Annotated in this window: 16 protein-coding genes, 1 pseudogene and 1 riboswitch; of the genes and pseudogenes, 9 read left to right on the forward strand and 8 right to left on the reverse strand. The window is 36.0% G+C overall.

Annotated elements, in window-relative coordinates; all coding sequences use genetic code 11:
* Positions 1-51 precede the first annotated feature (51 nt).
* Positions 52-840, forward strand: a pseudogene (locus tag ACODS7_RS21865) (MFS transporter); the annotation flags it as partial.
* A 51-nt stretch (positions 841-891) separates the two neighbouring features.
* Here the strand turns inward: ACODS7_RS21865 and ACODS7_RS21870 are convergent.
* From ACODS7_RS21870 to gapN, 4 genes are all read right to left on the reverse strand, one after another.
* On the reverse strand, positions 892-1,095 hold the full coding sequence (locus ACODS7_RS21870; protein WP_001063856.1) for a hypothetical protein: 204 nt from the start codon (positions 1,093-1,095) through the stop codon (positions 892-894).
* Between the two features lie 159 nt (positions 1,096-1,254).
* Positions 1,255-2,454, reverse strand: a complete 1,200-nt coding sequence (locus tag ACODS7_RS21875; RefSeq protein ID WP_243168515.1) for an ABC transporter permease — start codon at positions 2,452-2,454, stop codon at positions 1,255-1,257.
* 60 nt (positions 2,455-2,514) lie between these two features.
* Positions 2,515-3,939 carry an amino acid permease gene (locus ACODS7_RS21880; protein WP_016082719.1) on the reverse strand — a complete coding sequence of 475 codons (1,425 nt, stop codon included), beginning with the start codon at positions 3,937-3,939 and terminating at the stop codon, positions 2,515-2,517.
* Between the two features lie 146 nt (positions 3,940-4,085).
* Positions 4,086-4,267, reverse strand: a riboswitch (Lysine riboswitch).
* Between the two features lie 178 nt (positions 4,268-4,445).
* Complete coding sequence (gene gapN / locus ACODS7_RS21885) at positions 4,446-5,885, reverse strand: NADP-dependent glyceraldehyde-3-phosphate dehydrogenase (protein ID WP_000213634.1); 1,440 nt, start codon at positions 5,883-5,885, stop codon at positions 4,446-4,448.
* A gap of 627 nt (positions 5,886-6,512) precedes the next feature.
* Between gapN and ACODS7_RS21890 the strand changes: the two genes are divergently transcribed.
* The 5 genes from ACODS7_RS21890 to ACODS7_RS21910 all read left to right on the forward strand — a co-directional run bounded on the left by ACODS7_RS21890 (position 6,513) and on the right by ACODS7_RS21910 (position 12,787).
* Positions 6,513-8,273, forward strand: a complete 1,761-nt coding sequence (locus ACODS7_RS21890; protein WP_029441703.1) for an ABC transporter ATP-binding protein — start codon at positions 6,513-6,515, stop codon at positions 8,271-8,273.
* Entirely contained in the window at positions 8,270-10,270 is a 2,001-nt protein-coding gene (locus ACODS7_RS21895; RefSeq protein WP_243168516.1) for an ABC transporter ATP-binding protein, read from the forward strand. The genes ACODS7_RS21890 and ACODS7_RS21895 overlap by 4 nt, the downstream gene beginning before the upstream one ends.
* A 271-nt stretch (positions 10,271-10,541) precedes the next feature.
* Entirely contained in the window at positions 10,542-11,339 is a 798-nt protein-coding gene (locus tag ACODS7_RS21900; protein ID WP_016082716.1) for an amino acid ABC transporter substrate-binding protein, read from the forward strand.
* Positions 11,326-12,024 carry an amino acid ABC transporter permease gene (locus tag ACODS7_RS21905; protein ID WP_016082715.1) on the forward strand — a complete coding sequence of 233 codons (699 nt, stop codon included), beginning with the start codon at positions 11,326-11,328 and terminating at the stop codon, positions 12,022-12,024. Before ACODS7_RS21900 ends, ACODS7_RS21905 begins: the two co-directional genes overlap by 14 nt.
* Positions 12,025-12,052: 28 nt before the next feature.
* Positions 12,053-12,787, forward strand: a complete 735-nt coding sequence (locus tag ACODS7_RS21910) for an amino acid ABC transporter ATP-binding protein (protein WP_243168517.1) — start codon at positions 12,053-12,055, stop codon at positions 12,785-12,787.
* A gap of 51 nt (positions 12,788-12,838) precedes the next feature.
* On the opposite strand, the gene sasP is transcribed toward ACODS7_RS21910, so the two are convergent.
* Entirely contained in the window at positions 12,839-13,042 is a 204-nt protein-coding gene (sasP, locus tag ACODS7_RS21915; RefSeq protein ID WP_000013349.1) for a small acid-soluble spore protein, SasP family, read from the reverse strand.
* Between the two features lie 448 nt (positions 13,043-13,490).
* Here sasP and ACODS7_RS21920 point away from each other — a divergent pair, with 448 nt between their 5' ends.
* The gene (locus ACODS7_RS21920; RefSeq protein WP_000510474.1) at positions 13,491-13,736 is read left to right on the forward strand and encodes a hypothetical protein; all 246 of its coding nucleotides are present in this window, start codon (positions 13,491-13,493) and stop codon (positions 13,734-13,736) included.
* 19 nt (positions 13,737-13,755) lie between these two features.
* Here the strand turns inward: ACODS7_RS21920 and ACODS7_RS21925 are convergent, their stop codons facing one another.
* Together ACODS7_RS21925 and ACODS7_RS21930 are read right to left on the reverse strand one after the other, a co-directional pair.
* Positions 13,756-15,213: a YheC/YheD family endospore coat-associated protein gene (locus ACODS7_RS21925; protein ID WP_243168518.1), complete on the reverse strand. Its 1,458-nt coding sequence runs from the start codon at positions 15,211-15,213 to the stop codon at positions 13,756-13,758.
* Positions 15,214-15,233: 20 nt separating this feature from the next.
* Positions 15,234-16,286, reverse strand: a complete 1,053-nt coding sequence (locus ACODS7_RS21930; RefSeq protein ID WP_029441706.1) for a YheC/YheD family endospore coat-associated protein — start codon at positions 16,284-16,286, stop codon at positions 15,234-15,236.
* A 129-nt stretch (positions 16,287-16,415) separates the two neighbouring features.
* Here ACODS7_RS21930 and ACODS7_RS21935 point away from each other — a divergent pair, with 129 nt between their 5' ends.
* A complete protein-coding gene (locus ACODS7_RS21935; RefSeq protein WP_042968620.1) occupies positions 16,416-17,552 on the forward strand; it encodes a DUF445 domain-containing protein in 1,137 nt (378 codons plus the stop codon).
* A gap of 142 nt (positions 17,553-17,694) precedes the next feature.
* Positions 17,695-18,051, forward strand: coding sequence for a YlbF/YmcA family competence regulator (locus ACODS7_RS21940; RefSeq protein WP_016082710.1), 357 nt, complete (start codon positions 17,695-17,697; stop codon positions 18,049-18,051).
* A 129-nt stretch (positions 18,052-18,180) separates the two neighbouring features.
* On the opposite strand, the gene ACODS7_RS21945 is transcribed toward ACODS7_RS21940, so the two are convergent.
* Positions 18,181-18,786, reverse strand: a complete 606-nt coding sequence (locus tag ACODS7_RS21945) for an NDxxF motif lipoprotein (protein ID WP_243168519.1) — start codon at positions 18,784-18,786, stop codon at positions 18,181-18,183.
* Positions 18,787-18,791: the final 5 nt, after the last annotated feature.

The following is an 18,791-nucleotide window of genomic DNA, read 5'->3' on the forward strand; positions in this document are numbered from 1 at the left end:
GCTTCAAAGGTTAGGAACTGAACAATTGTTAAAATATTAAACGTAACTTATATATTTGAAAAATATAGACTACAATTGTTTATCGTATTAACACTTGTTGCCATTATGACTTTATATGTGATGGCTGTATATATGGAAGAGGTGTATGTAGCGAGAAAAACAGTAGAGAAGAAAAATGTATTAAAAGATATGGCAGATAGTTATAAAGTCGTAATGAAAGATAGAGCGTTTTTAATTTTTTGTGCAGCGAGTATATGTACATTATCGTTAGAGTTTCAAATTAATAATTATTTAGGGGTACGTTTGCAGAAGGAATTTGAAACAGTACAATTTTTCTTCGGTAATGGTGTTACGTTTGATTTAACGGGTATTCGAATGCTGAGCTGGATTTCAGCGGAGAATACAATTTTAGTTGTGTTATGTTCAGCACTTCTTATAAAAATGCTGAAAAGCTTCAACGATTTGAAAATCTTATATGTAGGTTTATTCATTTATACAATTGGATTTACAATACTCGGAACGAGCAATAGTTTATGGATTTTATTAATTGCAGGGCTTTTCCAAACAGTAGGCGAGATGATGTATGTGCCAGTGCGTCAATCTATTATGGCAGATATGGTGCCAAATGAGGCGAGAGGTTCTTATATGGCGATTAACGGGATGGTCTTTCAAGTTGCAAAAATGAACGGGGCATTAGGTGTTATGCTAGGTTCATTTATTGCATCTTGGGGCATGAGTGCTCTGTACTTTATCGTTGGTATGAGCAGTATTTTACTATTTATGAAGGCAATAGGGAAAGAGAAGTATGAGGATGAGAGAAATGTTTCTCAAATTGGATGAAACTATATAAAAGCGAACCAGTTATACTGGGACTCGCTTTTTATATAATTTTTAGAACGGATCAACTTCAGCCAAATCAGGGTTAGCATTCGGATTTGTTAATAAGGTTTTCAGCTCACCTACTTCTGAGAGAGCAACGAGGATATAACCACTAATAAGTACGATGAGTCCAATGACTCGTAATGTTTGCAGTGTAATGTCACGGCTATTATTTTCGGAGTTGTCTTGGGGCGGAGAAGGTGGATTATTGTTCATAGTTAGGCTCCCATCTTTTTTGTTTATATGTGCGAAATCATTATTTAACTTATAGATAGGAATTATATAGTCATTTTCACTATATGAAAAATGACTATGAAAAGTGATTAGAAATTTTGGGACGAAAAAAAGAGGCTGTTATTTGCAGCCTCTTTTTCGTTAAAACGACGAAATACGTTGCTTCGTTTTTGGTACAATAATAAATTTGATCCAGATTGCCCCGATTACCATAATAAGCAAAGTATGCAGTAATTGACCTGTAGCAAGGAGTATAACACTTGAAAAAACAATGAGTTGAATGCTTAGCAATATGAAAATTAAGCTAAGAAATTGCTTCATTCTTTCTTCGGTATGGATTGGATATAATGCTACAATAATATTTCCTGAAAAATATTTCCACAGCGAACGAAGCTGCATAGAAATCATATATAAGACGATATAAGCGATAGAACCTTTTACGTATATGTTTGGTATAAAATATAAGGCGAAGGCACCGATCAATCCTAAGCGAATATATATACCGAAATAATCATTCCCACGTAAAAATGCTAATGTATGTAAATAGAAGAAAGTTGCTCTTTTTTTATGTAATAAAGGTTCAATCCAATTTGTAAGCCATTTTCTTTTATTTACTTGTTTATTCAGTTGCGGAACATCGGTGAAGATGCTAGCGAATTGATAAAAACGAACGTTCATTTTTTCTTCTTGCTCGATTATGTAATCCCACGGTATTCGTTTTGTAGGCTGTTTTTTCGTGTATACAAGCAGGAAAGCAAGTAGTAAGAGTAATCCACCCAATATGAGAACATTTGCGGAATAAAACAGCATGTAAATGATTAAGGCGTTACAAGTAATACGGATGATCAGCCATATGTTTTTGTCGTGACTATCACGCCACATCCAATGTATGTACATGTTCCAAGCTTTCGTAATCATTAACACGATAAAGATTGTACATAAAAAAGGTACAGTTAATTGCAATGATTGCAGTGCAAGTGGTACGAGAATAAGGAACGTAAATAATAATGGGAAAAGCTGAATGATATAATTATATAGAAGAGATTTTTTGAAATAGGATTTTAATTTCTCTTCTAATGCAAGCAAATAGACAGCATCAGGTTTTTGAATAAATGTACGGATAGGGCATCTAGTTATAATGAACGTAAGTACAATCGTTATAATTATTAAAGATATTCCTTTAGAAGGAGATGCTTTTAGAAACTGAGCATAATAATATGCACCAATGCATGAAATAAAGATAAAGCTATATAGTAAACCGTTAATCATACGTGCAAAGTATGTAATGATATTTTGAATATGTTGTTGGAAGCGACTGCTCCATAGCGATTCGATTGACATGTTTTTCACCTCTTTGTTCTATTATATATGTTTTACAAAAGAAAAAACGAGCAAATTGCGTTATGCAACTTGCTCGTTTTTCTTTTCGTTATTTTTTTTCTGATCACGATTCATTAATGGATAGAAGGCAAATCCGATTACGAATAAACCAATTCCGAGAAGGAACGTTTTTATATCGGATGCCCCCGTTTTAATAACCCATAGTGCGTAGCAAAGTGCGATCACTGCGACTATGCCATCTGTAATTCTTGCCCGCATTTCATTTTTATATGTTTCACCAGTTGCGACTAGTTTTAACTGGAAGATTGGTGAAACGAGATATGGAATGAGGTAGGCCAGTGTTGATACGGTAATAACGAATGTATAAGCTTCCGCAATGGTTCCTGATAATGTTGAGAATAGGAACACTTGCGACATAATGTTTGTTAATCGTAATGAGTAAATTGGACTTCCTTTTTTATTTGTTTTTGTGAAGAAGGAAGGGAAGAAACCTTCTTTTGCTGCTTGATATGGTACTTCTGAGCTTAATAAAATCCAGCCTAAGATAGAACCGAACAGGGAAGTAAGAGCAAGTAATGCCATCAGTTTCCCGCCGCCATGACCCATTGCAGCGTTTAATGCATCTGCTAATGGACGTTCAGAAGCTTGTAATTTATCAACGTGAAGTACACCCATTGTTAAAATTGTAATTCCTAAGTAAATCGCAACTGTAATAAGTAATCCCGCAACTGTTGCACGTTTTACCGTTTTTGGAGAAACAGCACGGTTTGATAAAAGAACGGCTGATTCAATTCCGATAAACGCCCAAAGCGTTGTAAGAGCAGCTAAATTTACTTGTGAAAGAAGACCATGTGATACACCTGATTTATCAATCATCGGCGTGTACCATTGTCCAAACTTAGAAGCTTCGAATGCAAATAACGTAACGACGATGAATAAAAGGAATCCAGTTACTTTCGTTGTTGTTGCTAAGAAGTTTAGTTTTCCAGCTCCGCTTACACCATTTGTTAATATAATATGAGTTCCCCAAAGTAAGATGGAACAAATCGTAAATGTAATTAGTTTTCCGACTTCTATGTTAAAAGAACCGATTGAAAATAGTAGTCGCGTATCTTTCATAATTGGGAAGAAGAGTGATAAATATCCCGCAAATGATGTAATGATGGCAACGTTACTTGCCCAGTTTGCAACCCAATATCCCCATACCATACTGAATCCAGCCATTTTTTTCTTTTTTGGTGTTGAGAATAAAGCATATGCATGACTTTGTGGTCCTGTCGTTAAATCAGGACGACGAATTGCTAAATTACCGAAAACAAGAGCTAGCATTAAAACACCAAACCCTGTTGTTAACCAAGCTAAAGTGACACCGAGTGGGCTTGCTGTTTGTGCCAACGTACTTGGCACCATGAAAATACCAGCACCAACCATGTTACCGACAACGAAAGCTGTTAGTACCCAAAAGCCCCATTTTTTTTGTTGCATAGAAAATACCTCCAAAGTTAGTATAACCAAGTCAAGCGAGGAGATATGTATGTCTTCTTAGTAGAGAAGAGAAGTCCCAAACAAAACAAAAAAAGCACGTAATCTGCCGCTACATGCTTTCTATCTTATAAGAAACCCACGACATACCTCTCGATAGCTCTCCACAAACGAAACGTTTGTGACAGTTCTGCACTTATTAAATGCAGACCCAGCAAGCGTGCATGGTGGACACGACTTACTTCGGCAACCATTCCTTTCTCATTCCTTCATCAATGCCACTACATCTCCTGAAATGATACTCTTAATGACTGCAACCTCTACCTCACCGAGATACGAATGAGGATTTAAATATTAAATTAACGTCTTTAAGAGTAACAAATGTATTTTTATACGTCAATGGATATAGTAATAATCAGATTATAGAGAAGAATTTGTGATTAAAAACGAATAAGATTTTAGCATAAAAAGAAGCCGATCTAAAACTAGATCAGCTTCTACATATAAGATTAAACTAAGTTTAATACAGTCACTTTTTCACGTGTCATAGACTCAAGGCTCTTACGAATACCTTGTGCGCCCATACCTGAACCTTTTACACCGATGAATGGGAAGTGATCAGGGCCGCGCTCTGTGCGTCCGTTAATTTGAACAGAACCAGTTTCGATTTTGTTAGCAATTGCAAATGCTTTGTTAATGTCTTTTGTGAAGACACTTGCTTGTAAGCCGAACTCTGATTTGTTAGCAATTTCAATTGCTTGCTCATCTGAAGAAACACGAATGATTGGAAGGATTGGGCCAAATGGCTCTTCCCAAGCAACTTTCATTTCTTCTGTTACGTGGTCGATTAATGTTGGGTAAATTAAGTTACGCTCACGTTTGTTACCGATAACGATTGTTGCACCTTTTTCAACAGCATCGTCAACTAAGCCTTGAACGAAGTCAGCAGACTTGTCGTCGATTAATGGAACGATTGTGCTGTCTTGTTCTGGAGATCCAACTGATAGTTCAGCTACTTGCGCTTTTAATAAGCTAACAAGCTCGTCTGCTACGTTTTCGTGTACAAGTACACGTTTAATAGCTGTACAACGTTGACCAGAGTAAGAGAATGCACCGCTTACGATATGGTTTGCAGCATCTTGTAAGTCAGCATCTTCACGAACGATACCAGGATCTTTACCACCAAGTTCTAATACAAGTGGAATCATTGAAGCTTTTTTCGCTAAATGTTTACCTGTGTTTGTACCACCTGTGAACGATACCATATTAATGCCTTCGTGTTCTACTAAGTAGTCACCAATTACAGAACCGCGTCCTGTCGCTACGTTTACAAGACCTTTTGGAAGGCCAGCTTTGTGAAGTGCTTCAACCATTTTAATACCACTAATTGCACCTTGAGTTGCTGGTTTGAAAATAACAGCGTTACCCATAATTAATGCTGGTGCAAGTTTCGCAGCAGATAAGTTTACTGGGTAGTTAAATGGTGCGATTGCTAATACAACACCAAGTGGTGCGCGTTGGATGATCGCAAGTTTCGATTTCGTTCCGCCAGGGAAGCTATCGCCCATCATGCTTTCTCCGTGCATATGTAAAGCTTCTTCGATCGTGTAACGAATGAAGTCAGCTGTACGAACAACTTCTTTCTTCGCATCTTTATAGCCTTTACCGACTTCTTTCATAATGATATCGGCAATTTCATCCTGCATATTTACGAGCTCATCAGCCCATTTATATAAGTATTTTGCGCGATCTTGTAGGGAAGCTTCAGCCCATGATTTTTGAGCTTCTTTTGCAGATGCAATTGCTTCATCTACTTCTCCGCGAGTAATTGCTTGTACTTGTCCAATTACTTCGTGTAAGTATGGAGATGGAATTTCAATTGTTTCTCCTGAAGAGCTTTCTCTCCATTCTCCGTTTAAATAAAATTTGTACGTATTGCTAGTTGTCATGATTAGTCCTCCTAAAATAGCAACTTGTAAGAGTGAGTATAAGGTGATTGTAGGGGGTTTGATCACATTTTTCAAATGAAATGTTTGTGAAAACGATTTCTTATTCTTTTTTTATTTTGTATGCCCTTTCTTATGGAATATTCCCTTATTTCAAATTAATTTATCGTATCATGCATCCTTATCATTTTTATGATTGTCGTGTATTTTATATTATTTGTAAAAAAATAATTGACAGAATACTCAATAAAGTTGTAAGATTATAAATGGAAAATAAATGAAAGGGGTGTGCGTAATGATTGTAATCGTAAATGTAATGGGCTTAGCTCTGTTAAATGGCAGAAAACATTCATATCATTACGCAACCCGTACGGATATATAGGGCATCTTTGTCTTATAAAAAGCGTACGTTGCGTATATCGTAACGTACGCTTTTATGCATTCCTGTGCATATCGTCAAGCGGCGGTATGCTTTTTTTTGTTTATTTTCCCTTGTTTGGTTCCGATAAAAAACTTTGGAAGGTGGAAAAATGTGATGAGATTGTATGGGTTACGAAATGTAAATGTGATGGGTCTGGATAGTGGATAAAGAAATGAGAGGTAAACGAGAACGAGAAGGGAGAGGTTACATTGTTATCAGTATTACTAAAGTTAAAATGGTTTTTTAGGGAGCATTGGAAGAGATATAGTATCGCCATTGGAGCTCTTTTAATTGTAAATATAGTTGAAGTCATTCCCCCGAAAGTGTTAGGGGTTACGATAGATAATATCAAAACAGGAACGTTATCAAACGAAGCAATTATACAGTCTATTCTTATTTTAGTTGGGGTTACGGTAGTTGGATATGGCCTCACTTTCGTATGGCAACATCAATTGTTTGGCGGTGCATTTGTACTTGAGAAAACGATGCGCTCTAAATTTATGGGGCATTTACTTAAGATGACGCCGACTTTTTATCAAAAAAATCGTACTGGTGACTTAATGGCGAGAGCAACGAATGATTTAAAAGCAATCGCTATGACAGCTGGTTTTGGTATATTAACGCTTGTAGATTCTAGTTTATACATGCTTACGATCGTTTTTATGATGGGATTTACAATTAGTTGGGAGCTTACATTTGCAGCGCTTATCCCACTTCCAATTATGGCGTATGCGATGAATATATATGGAAAGAAATTGCATGAAAGATTTACAGTTGCGCAAGATGCATTCGGTGATATGAATGATAAAGTGCTTGAATCAATCGCTGGTGTGCGCGTTATTCGTGCATACGTACAAGAGAATGCAGACGAGGAAAGATTTCATCATTTAGGAGATGACGTCTACGAAAAAAACATGAAGGTAGCGAGAATTGATGCATTATTCCAACCAACTGTGAAAATGCTTGTTGGTCTTAGTTATTTAATCGGCTTAGTGTACGGTGCATACCTTGTATTTCAATCAAAGGTGACGCTTGGTGAACTCGTTTCTTTTAACGTGTATTTAGGGATGATGATTTGGCCGATGTTTGCAATTGGTGAACTAATTAATGTTATGCAAAGAGGAAATGCTTCGCTTGACCGTGTGAATGAAACGTTAGCGTATGAACCGGATGTAAAGGATCCGAAAAATCCAAAGCTTGTACAAGAGCCGGATTATATTCAGTTTGATGATGTGTCTTTCTCATACCCTTCATCAACTGGAGAAAATTTAAAGAAAGTTTCTTTCACATTAAAGCAAGGAGAAACGCTTGGGGTTGTCGGAAAAACAGGAAGTGGGAAAACGACGCTTGTACGTCAACTTCTTCGCCAATATCCGCTGGGAGATGGAGATATTGCAGTTTCTGATGTGACATTAGATAAAATGACGAATGAAAATGTACTCGGGTGGATTGGGTATGTACCTCAGGAACATATTTTGTTCTCAAAAACAGCGCGAGAAAATATTTTATTCGGAAATAGGGAAGCGACTGAAGAAGAACTCGAGAAAGCGATTGAAATTGCTGCGTTTAAAAAAGACTTAGAGTTTTTACCAGAAGGGTTAGAAACGCTCGTTGGAGAGAAGGGTGTTTCTTTATCAGGAGGACAAAAACAAAGGATTTCAATTGCGCGAGCTGTTATTCAAAATCCAGAAATTTTAATTTTGGACGATTCTTTATCAGCTGTTGATGCTCGTACGGAAGCAGCGATTATTGAAAATATAAGAACAGAAAGAAGCGGGAAAACGACGATTATTACGACGCACCGTTTATCTGCCGTACAACATGCGGATTGGATTCTCGTTATGGATGAAGGTGAAGTAATGGAAGAGGGTACGCATGATCAGCTTATTAAAAGCGGAGGCTGGTATGCTGAGCAGTTTGAAAGACAACAAGGTGAAAGTGAAAGTGCGGATAGTGGGGTGAAAATATGAGCGTTTCAAAACGATTATTTCAATATGCGATGAAAGTGAAAGGGACGATTTTTGCTGCGATGTTAATGTTATTTATTTTCGTCATCGCAGAGCTTGCTGGTCCTTTCGTTGCTAAAACGATGATTGATGATCATATCGTCGGGATAGAGAAACCTTGGTATGAAACAGAAAAGAGTGAAGAAGCTGTTTCATATAATGGCGCTTTTTATAAGCGAAGTGATCGCTTTGAACAAGGTGAGACAAAAGGTAAAGAAGTACGTGTGATGCAAGTCGGTTTTCAATATTATTTTGTACCGAATAAAGTGAATATTGAAGGGTCACGTACTGTAAAAGGTGATATGATTACCGTTCAAAATGGTAAGGCAGTGCAAGTGTATAAAGCGAAGGCATTAACGAAAGAAGAAGTGTTTGCGTTTTATAAACCAGAAATAAACCGTCTATTATTACTTGGTGGTGGCTATTTCGCTTTATTAGTAGTCGTATCATTATTTGCATACGGAAAGCAGTTTTTCTTGCAGAAGGCAGCGAACAAAATTATTCAAATTATGAGGGAGGATGTTTTCTCTCATATTCAAACGTTGCCAATTCGGTACTTTGATCATTTACCGGCAGGGAAAATTGTTTCGCGTGTGACGAATGATACAGAGGCCATTCGTGATTTATATGTAACGGTGCTGGCAACATTCGTTTCTAGTATCATCTATATTATTGGGATATTCGCTGCGCTATTTTTATTAGATGTGAAGCTCGCTTCATTATGTTTATTAATTATCCCAATTTTAATCGTTTGGGCAATTCTTTATAGAAAGTATGCGTCTGTATACAATCATAAAATGCGTTCACGTTTATCCGATATTAACGGAACGGTGAATGAATCCATTCAAGGGATGCCAATTATTCAAGCGTTCCGTCAAGAGCGTGAAACGAAAAAAGAGTTTGAAGAATTAAATGGCGATTATTTTAAGTATCAAAATAAAATCTTGAATTTAAATGCAGCAACTTCGCACAATTTAGTATCTGTATTAAGAAATATTGCTTTCACAGGTGTGATTTGGTACTTCGGTGGTGCGTCATTAAGTGCTACAGGTATTATTTCACTTGGGGTACTGTATGCGTTTGTTGATTATTTAACTCGATTATTCTCGCCAATTACGAATATGGTGAATCAGCTTGCAAACTTAGAGCAAGCGCGCGTTGCATCAGAACGTGTCTTTGAATTGTTAGAGGAAAAAGGGGAAGCGGTAGAAGAAGAACGTATGCCTCGTTTAAAAGGAAATGTGAAATTTGATAATGTATCATTTTCTTATAATGGAAAAGATGAAGTGCTAAAAAATATTTCTTTTGAAGCGAAACAAGGCGAGACGGTAGCGCTTGTTGGTCATACGGGATCAGGAAAAAGCTCCATTATGAATGTACTCTTTCAATTTTATGAGTTTGAAAAAGGAAAGCTTACGATTGACGGTCACGATGTAAGAGAAATGCCGAAACAAGCAACTCGTGAGCATATGGGAATCGTACTGCAAGATCCGTTTTTATTTAGCGGGACGGTCGCTTCCAATGTAAGCTTAGAAAACGAAAAAATTTCAAAAGAGCGTATCATAAAAGCATTGCATGATGTTGGTGCTGAAAGATTTGCGAACAATATAAATGAAGAAATTACAGAAAAGGGAAGTACGCTTTCCACTGGTGAACGTCAGCTTATTTCGTTTGCTAGGGCGCTTGCTTTTGATCCAGCTATCTTAATTCTAGATGAAGCAACGTCTAGTATTGATACAGAAACAGAGGCGATGATTCAACAAGCACTAGAAGTTGTGAAAAAAGGAAGAACGACATTTATTATTGCGCACCGTCTTTCAACAATTAAAAGCGCAGATCAAATTATTGTACTCGATAGAGGAACGATTTTAGAAAAAGGTTCTCATGATGAACTAATGAAAAAGCGTGGGCGTTATTATGATATGTATAAAACGCAAATAGAAGGCAATCAGAGTGCTTAATAGGTATGGGGGAGAACTTGTGATTTTTGCAAGTTCTTTTTTAGTGAATCAGGGCAGTTAAATAAGAAGTATTGTTTTACCTTTTTCTTTATAAATGCTATATTTAAAAATGTTACTTATTTTTTGTATGTAGGGGTATTTTTCCCTTTTGTTTGATTATGAAGAAAAAGGATAAACTAAATAAGAACATTTTCATTGAAAAATTGTTCAAGATTGCATACAATCAATATAGTTTTTAAATTCCTATCAGAATACTTGGAGGATTACTATCATGAAGAAATTATTTTCAGTGCTTGCAGTAACTACATTAGCGATCGGGATTGTAGCCGGCTGCGGTAAAGAAGAGAAAAAAGATACAGCTAGTCAAGACGCGTTACAAAAGATTAAACAAAGCGGTGAACTTGTAATTGGTACAGAAGGTACATACCCACCATTTACGTTCCACGATTCAAGCAATAAATTAACTGGATTCGATGTTGAACTATCAGAAGAAGTTGCAAAACGTTTAGGTGTAAAACCTGTATTTAAAGAAACACAATGGGATAGCTTACTTGCTGGTCTTGATGCAAAACGTTTCGATATGGTTGCAAACGAAGTTGGTATTCGTGAAGATCGTCAAAAGAAATACGATTTCTCTAAACCATACATTTCATCTTCAGCGGCATTAGTTATCGCAAAAGATAAAGATAAGCCTGCTACATTTGCTGATGTAAAAGGGTTAAAAGGAGCACAATCTTTAACGAGTAACTATGCAGATATCGCTAAGAAAAACGGTGCAGAAATCGAAGGTGTAGAAGGATTTAGCCAAGCGGCAGAATTATTAGCTTCAGGACGCGTTGATTTTACAATTAATGATAAGTTATCAGTATTAAATTATTTAGAAACGAAAAAAGATGCAAAAATTAAAATTGTAGATACAGAAAAAGAAGCTTCACAAAGTGGATTCTTATTCCGTAAAGGTAGCGATAAGCTTGTACAAGAAGTAGATAAAGCGTTAGAAGATATGAAAAAAGACGGTACGTATGACAAAATAACGAAAAAATGGTTCGGTGAAAATGTATCTAAGTAGTGCATTAGTTTCAGATCGATTGTCTACTTGGATAGATATTATGCAGTCTTCCTTCATGCCTATGCTGAAGGAAGCTGTTTTTACAACAATTCCATTAACGCTTATTACATTTATTATCGGGATTATACTGGCGACGTTAACAGCGCTCGCACGTATTTCAGGTAGTCGTATTTTACAATGGATTGCTCGTATCTATGTATCTATCATTCGCGGAACGCCACTTCTTGTACAATTATTTATTATTTTCTATGGTCTTCCAACTCTTAACATTCAAGTTGAGCCATATACAGCAGCAGTTGTTGGATTTTCATTAAATGTCGGTGCATATGCATCTGAAATTATTCGTGCTTCTATCCTTTCAATTCCGAAAGGGCAGTGGGAAGCAGCTTACACAATTGGGATGACATACCCGCAAGCGTTAAAACGTGTTATTTTACCACAAGCGACGCGTGTATCAATCCCGCCGCTTTCAAATACATTTATTAGCTTAGTGAAGGATACTTCATTAGCATCGTTAATTTTAGTAACAGAAATGTTCCGAAAAGCGCAGGAAATTGCGGCGATGAACTACGAGTTTTTAATTGTTTATTTTGAAGCAGGTCTTATTTATTGGGTTATTTGTTTCTTATTATCAATCGTACAACAGATGTTAGAAAAGCGTTCAGAACGCTATACGTTAAAATAATCCTTTTACAAAAGGAGTTTTTGTTTTTATGATTTCAATTCAACATTTACAAAAAAGTTTCGGAGATAATACCGTACTAAAGCATATAGATTTATCAGTTGAGAAAGGTGAGGTTGTTGTTATTATCGGGCCATCTGGATCTGGTAAAACGACATTCTTACGTTGTCTTAACGTACTAGAAACGCCAAACGCCGGTAACATTCGTATCGGCAATAAAGAGCTTAACTTCTCTCAAAAAGTATCGAAGAAAGATATTGTAAGTCTTCGTACACAAACGGGGATGGTGTTCCAACATCATAACTTATTCCCTCATTTAACAGCACTTCAAAACGTAATGGAAGGGCTCGTTACAGTGAAAAAGATGGGGAAAGAAGAAGCAAAGAAAAAAGCAAACTATTTCCTTGAAAAAGTTGGTTTAGCAGATAAAGTGGATTTATATCCGTTCCAATTATCAGGTGGTCAACAACAGCGCGTTGGAATTGCGCGCGCGCTGGCGATGGAGCCAGAAGTGTTACTATTTGATGAACCGACTTCAGCGCTTGATCCTGAACTCGTTCAAGAGGTTTTAAAAGTAATGAAAGAACTTGCTAAAGAAGGCATGACGATGGTTATTGTAACGCACGAAATGCGTTTTGCACATCAAATTGCCAACCGTGTTATTTTCATGGATGGTGGTGTTGTTGTCGAACAAGGTACACCAGAAGATGTATTTACAAATCCAAAAGAAGAACGCACGAAAAAGTTTTTACAAATGTTACAGTAAATTAAGAAAGGTCTCAGGGTATATGCCCTGAGACCTTTTTGCCATATATATTTATTTTTGGAATCCGCCAAGGCTTTGCTCAGCCATTGCAACTAGACGTTTTGTAATTTCTCCACCAACTGAACCGTTAGCGCGAGCCGTAGAATCTGCTCCTAATTGTACACCAAATTCTTGAGCGATTTCGTACTTCATTTGATCGATTGCAGCTGTTGCACCTGGTACTACTAATTGATTGTAAGAACTTTGGTTTGCCATAGGAATATATCCTCCTTAGAGTTAGAAAAATTTTTTTGGTTGGACTAGCTGGAGTTGAACCAGATTATCGCCCCGGTTGGCGCTAATCCATCGGTAATTAAGTTTGTACTCATAGTATGGATGTTACCTAGAAAGATATACAAAATAATAATTTGTAAATTTTGTAAAAAACTTATTGATTTCGTAAATTATGAAATAAGAGTAATCGTTGTATTTTTAAGAAAACAGGCCAAACTAAGGAGGATATTAAATATAATTTTCTCATTATAGCCTGCTACTTGTAGGTCAATCATTAGCTTCTTATTTATGATTTATTGAAATGAAATCGGTAGCAACTTCATAGTTCTATTTTTAAGTAGGGATGGAGTGACCGCTCCTATGCATGGGTAGGTGCTCTCTTCAATCTAAAAAAGAGAGGCTTTAAACGATAACGTATGGAGGAATCATGATGGGGATTTGCCCGCTTTGCAACGCATTAGAATCACAAACATATTCTTGTCAAAATTGCCAAAGTATACTCCAAGATTATGGGAAGTCTGTAGATTACATAGACGATTATAGTGCCTATATGGATCAAGAATTATTAAGTGCAGTAGATGGTTTAACGCATAATAATTCAAATGAATATTGCAATCATATTTTTTATTGCGGAGTATGTAACGTGGAAACTGAGGTTGTAGTGAAACTTGTGTAAATAGAAAACTTCCACCTTATTATCTAGGTGGAAGTTTTTGTTTTTGTATTTGTGAGTGAATCATAGGAGAAGGGATATGTTCGGTGTTTGATGAAGTCCCGGATTTGATTTGAGACATTTTTTCTTTTGTATCACGTAAAGAATGTTCAGTTAAGTAGACGGCATATTCGTAAAATAATTGGCGCGTCATTTCACTTTGTTCTTTTAATTTTTCATCTTGGAATACAGTTCGCCCAGGTTTAGAGTTAGCTTCAAAGAGCCACGGATTTTCCTTTGTGTCTAAACCGATATCAAAACCGATTTCTCCAATATTTCCGGTTACTTGTTCATCGAGCGCGTAACTTATTTGTAAGGCAGTATGTTTTAATTTATTTTCAATTTGAACTTGTTTCGTTGAATCTGGAAAAAGCTCTTGTAGCAATTTTGTATCACCGCCGCTATTTACGTGCGTTGTTAAACTGCCTTTGCCGGCGATTTTGGCGACGATTGCACTAACTATCCAATTACCGAAATGGTTTTTATTTGTATGAATGCGGAAATCAACAGGTTGCCCATCGAAGCGAAGTAATGAAATACCTTGCTGTACGATAAACTTTTTTAAATCATGTCCTTTTAATACGTGGTTTAGAAGAGTTTCTAATGATTGATACTTTCTCAGTTTATTTTTTTCATTTTCGCGATAACGACAGTAGTAGCAATTCTCTGTTTGAGAATAAAATATTTGATGAATATTTCTACCAAAGCTCCCGTGTATTGGTTTCATATACACAGATTTATACGTGCCAAGAAACCGTTCTACTTGTTCAAAATGCTGAAATGCTTCTGTGTTTGGTAATAAGTGTCTAATTGATTCGTCTTTTATAAGAAGTTGATGAACTTCCCATTTATTGAAAAATCCTGGGTTAAACCATGGAATGGAGTAGTCATATTCTAACTTTCTTTTTGCTCTGACGATCGGTTTATAATTTTCTGCTTGTCGATTCGGTAATCGATCGTAAATAACATTTGGTAAAGGGATCTTTTTCTTTATCCATTGTTTCTCTTGAAAGAAATAACCTTCAATCGTTTCTTCTTCCCAGTTTATATGCTGAACGCCAAAGACGAATACGAACGGTCGTAATGAGAATGGTGGTGTTAACAACTCACTGAGAGCAATTGAACGATTTCCTAAAGGGTTAGAAGAATCAACATTAAAGCCAGTTGTAAAAATGCCGATTAATGGTCCGAAAATAATTGTTTGGTTTTGTGTGAATGCATGAATAGTAGTTGATTGAGGTAGTAAAAGTTTTTCGGCAATATGTTTTCCGATAATAATTTCGCGAGTAAAGGAATAATGAATTTTCACCTCTTCACTTGCAATGTGACGTATACCGAAGGAGAGGGATGTAATAGGTGGCGTAATAGAAAAAACGTAAGGTAAAGTAATGCTATTTGGATGTTCATCTGAAATGTTTAATGTATATATATGTTCTTTCAAAATAGGTTTACCTCCTTTCATTATGGTGTAAAGCGACTGAATTTAAGTGGTCCGTGAAATATCTTTTCAGCTAATGAATCACTATGACGAATGTATTGTTCGTAAGGGGGAAGCGTGTTGACATACATAAGCCAAATTGCACCTTTTTGATCCATAATTGTGGAAAGTTCTAGTTCAAATAATGAAGAATAAGACTGATCTAGTGTTTGGAATACTTCATTTATAATGTCGTGTAAAGCGTCTTGCAATAGTTGCACACCCGTACTAGATAGTACGTATTTAATTTTTGAAAATGAATGTAATGAATCATCGGCCGTTGCTGAGGGTAAAAGTTGATTAGGAAATGAGCTTTTTTGTATAAATTGACCGATAACATTCCAAGTTTGTTCTTTGTTTTTTTGCAAAATGGTTCGAATGTGGAGTGGATATGTTAATTGATTTGGTGGTTGTAGCATAGTGTGTGCTATGTAACGTGATGAAGGTATGTTAGATTTACACCAAGATATAAATTCGTCTGTCCGTTTTAATGGAAGAGAAGTATGGTATTTTTCATTTACTGTATCGATATGAAACGTTTTATTTTTGTAAGCAACTCGATATAAGTTATCCTTTGAATGTGTATTAGTGGGGCGTATAATAATGTCTTTAGTTTTTAACAACAGTTTAAAAATGTTTTGTATCGTTGCCACTTCAAATTTTGGTATATAAGGAGACAGTTTTTTATTAGTGAGAAATAAATCATGTAGTTCACTTAAGTTAATAAGTGTGTTATTTAAAAAGGTAGTGGAAGGACGATTGTGCAAAGAGTGAATAATTGATTTTGCTTTTTCAAAGTTTGTTTCCTCGTGAAAAGAATAACGATCATATATATAAGAAGGGATAGGGAATGTTTGCTCTTTCCATTTTCCTGTATCTGTATCGTAAATAAGACCAGAAACAAGGTCTGTTTTAGGATCAATACAAAATGGCGTAAACTGAGCAACGACATTATGATAAAGCCGAGCGCGTTTAGCGATTTCGGTGTAATATGTTTGCTCATAATGAAGTTTAGAAGCTAAAAGACCGAGAACCAACGAAATCACTCCTTTACTACTATTTGCATAATAGGCGAAGCTATATATTGCAAATACGTTTTTATACCATTATACTTTTGTCCGTATGATGATATGCTATAGTTTTGGAGAAGTGAAAGGTTGATTGTAATGAATATATGGTTAAATATGTTAACGACGACAGGACTCGGAGCGATTATTGGAGGATATACGAATCATTTAGCGATAAAAATGTTATTTCGTCCTCATCGTCCTATTTATATCGGAAAGTTTCAAGTTCCATTTACACCAGGGTTAATTCCGAAGCGTCGTGATGAACTTGCTGTTCAATTAGGAAATATGGTTGTAGAACATTTGTTAACACCAGAAGGAATCGGAAAAAAGCTAATAAATGAAGAGTTTCAAAAAGGTTTAATCCACTGGGTGCAAGTAGAAGTGGATAAAGTAATTACGAATGAACAATCACTGCGACATATGTTAGAAAAATGGAATGTAGCGCATGTAGAAGAAGAAGCGACTCGAAAAATCGAACATGTTATTACAGAAAAAATTCATGCATTTTTAGCAGAGTATTATACATATACATGGGAACAGGCTTTACCTCATTCTGTAAATGAAAAAGTAGAGAATGCGATTCCGAATGTCTCGGCGTTTATTTTAGAACGAGGAATTAGCTTTTTTGAAAGTGAAGAAGGGAAAGGTCGTCTTTCAAAAATGATTGATGATTTCTTCGCTTCTCGCGGAACGCTACTTAACTTAGTCGGAATGTTTTTAGGAAATGTAAGTGTAGTGGATCGTGTGCAGCCAGAAGTTATTAAGTTTTTAGGTCAAGATGGTACAAAGCAGCTTTTAACTGACGTACTGCAAAAAGAGTGGGAAAAGTTAAAAGGAAGAGATGTAAAAGAATTAGAAGCATTTGTAGAGAAAGAAATGATTGTAAGCTCCGTGCTGTCAGCAGTTAAAGTAGAGGAAACTGTGAGTAAGTTTTTAAATCAATCTGTTCAGCAAGCATGTGAACCAGTTCGAGAAACAATTATTGAAAAAGTGGTTCCAAGCGCAGTAACGAAAGGCTTGAAGTGGGGAACAGAAAACGTAGAGAGTATACTAAACAATCTACACCTTGCGGAAATTGTCCAGCAAGAAGTGTCTACATTTTCAACAGAAAGATTAGAAGACTTAGTTCTGTCTATTACAAAAAACGAATTGAAAATGATTACGTATTTAGGGGCGTTATTAGGCGGAATGATTGGTCTCGTGCAAGGATTGTTATTATTGTTTCTTAGATAATAAGGTGAGTACATAGAAATAAAAGTGAAATTTCTTCACATCTCTTGCATAGTTTGATATGGTAAGAAGAGGTGCGTATGTAAATGCACTGAAAAGGCAGTGCGAGTCAAATGCGCTAGCCTTCTAAAGGAGGAAAAATAAAATGACAAAGAACATTCATGATGTTGCATATGAATTACAAAAAGCAATCGCTGAAAACGAAGACTTCAAAACGTTAAAAGAGAGCTACGCGGCAGTACAAGGAGATGCAGCTTCAAAGAACTTATTTGATGAGTTCCGTACAATGCAACTTGGCCTACAACAAAAAATGATGCAAGGTCAAGAAATCACTGAAGAAGACAACCAAAAAGCACAAGAAGTTGTAGCTCGCATTCAACAAGATGCTAAGATTACAAAATTAATGGAAACTGAGCAACGCCTAAACGTTGTAATTGGTGACGTTAACAAAATTATCATGAAGCCACTTGAAGAATTATATAGCGCGCAACAACAAGCGTAATAGTGGAAGACGCTCCTAGTTTAGGAGCGTCTTTTTTGTTTAGGGAATTTAATAGTTATACCACAAAAACTCCCTTTCAAAATAGCTATTTCTTATTGGTTATTTTGAAAGGGATATGTAACACATCTGTTAATTTTTTTTATTGCTGTTAATTGAAGTTTTAATATTTTTTTCCTTCAAAAACTTTTCAATTTCTTTTTGCTTCCTACCATTAACTTTCTCAAAGCGTTTTGTAAAAGAAAAATCAGTTTTGAATAAGTTACCATCTTGAGCGAGTTTGTCTAACTCTTGCTCTAGTTCTACTGAAAGTGCTGTAGATGATGAAATAAATTCATATATTTCTTTTGAAGGCTTTTTGTAATCATCAGGGATCGTATTGTTGCTAATAAAATTATGGAAGTTCGCGTCGTTTTGTTGTGCTAAATCTACTAGTTGTTTTAATTTCTCCCGGTCAGATTCCGTGGCATTCTCATCAGACATGGCTGATGAAGGTGGAACGATATTTTCGTCTAACTCTCCGCTATAATTTAAATAACTTTTTATATTTTGTTTCATTTCGTCTTCACTAATATTTTCATTTTTCTTTGAGGAACTAAATATATTTTCTGGAACTTTAATAGCAACATCTTTAATAGATTGTACATCGTTTTCTTCCTTAGGTTGTACACTGTTTGAACAAGCTGATAGAAATAACATTGTAAGTAAAATGAGTGGATATAAAATATACTTTTTCATAGTAA

This window comes from Bacillus sp. FG16, assembly GCF_057809515.1.

Bases quoted from the DNA above. Each gene is read 5' to 3' on its own strand.
- ACODS7_RS21870 (WP_001063856.1), bottom strand. From the start codon at position 1,095: ATGAACAATAATCCACCTTCTCCGCCCCAAGACAACTCCGAAAATAAT.
- ACODS7_RS21875 (WP_243168515.1), bottom strand. From the start codon at position 2,454: ATGTCAATCGAATCGCTATGGAGCAGTCGCTTCCAACAACATATTCAA.
- ACODS7_RS21880 (WP_016082719.1), bottom strand. From the start codon at position 3,939: ATGCAACAAAAAAAATGGGGCTTTTGGGTACTAACAGCTTTCGTTGTC.
- gapN (WP_000213634.1), bottom strand. From the start codon at position 5,885: ATGACAACTAGCAATACGTACAAATTTTATTTAAACGGAGAATGGAGA.
- ACODS7_RS21895 (WP_243168516.1), top strand. From the start codon at position 8,270: ATGAGCGTTTCAAAACGATTATTTCAATATGCGATGAAAGTGAAAGGG.
- ACODS7_RS21900 (WP_016082716.1), top strand. From the start codon at position 10,542: ATGAAGAAATTATTTTCAGTGCTTGCAGTAACTACATTAGCGATCGGG.
- ACODS7_RS21905 (WP_016082715.1), top strand. From the start codon at position 11,326: ATGTATCTAAGTAGTGCATTAGTTTCAGATCGATTGTCTACTTGGATA.
- ACODS7_RS21910 (WP_243168517.1), top strand. From the start codon at position 12,053: ATGATTTCAATTCAACATTTACAAAAAAGTTTCGGAGATAATACCGTA.
- sasP (WP_000013349.1), bottom strand. From the start codon at position 13,042: ATGGCAAACCAAAGTTCTTACAATCAATTAGTAGTACCAGGTGCAACA.
- ACODS7_RS21920 (WP_000510474.1), top strand. From the start codon at position 13,491: ATGGGGATTTGCCCGCTTTGCAACGCATTAGAATCACAAACATATTCT.
- ACODS7_RS21935 (WP_042968620.1), top strand. From the start codon at position 16,416: ATGAATATATGGTTAAATATGTTAACGACGACAGGACTCGGAGCGATT.
- ACODS7_RS21940 (WP_016082710.1), top strand. From the start codon at position 17,695: ATGACAAAGAACATTCATGATGTTGCATATGAATTACAAAAAGCAATC.
- ACODS7_RS21945 (WP_243168519.1), bottom strand. From the start codon at position 18,786: ATGAAAAAGTATATTTTATATCCACTCATTTTACTTACAATGTTATTT.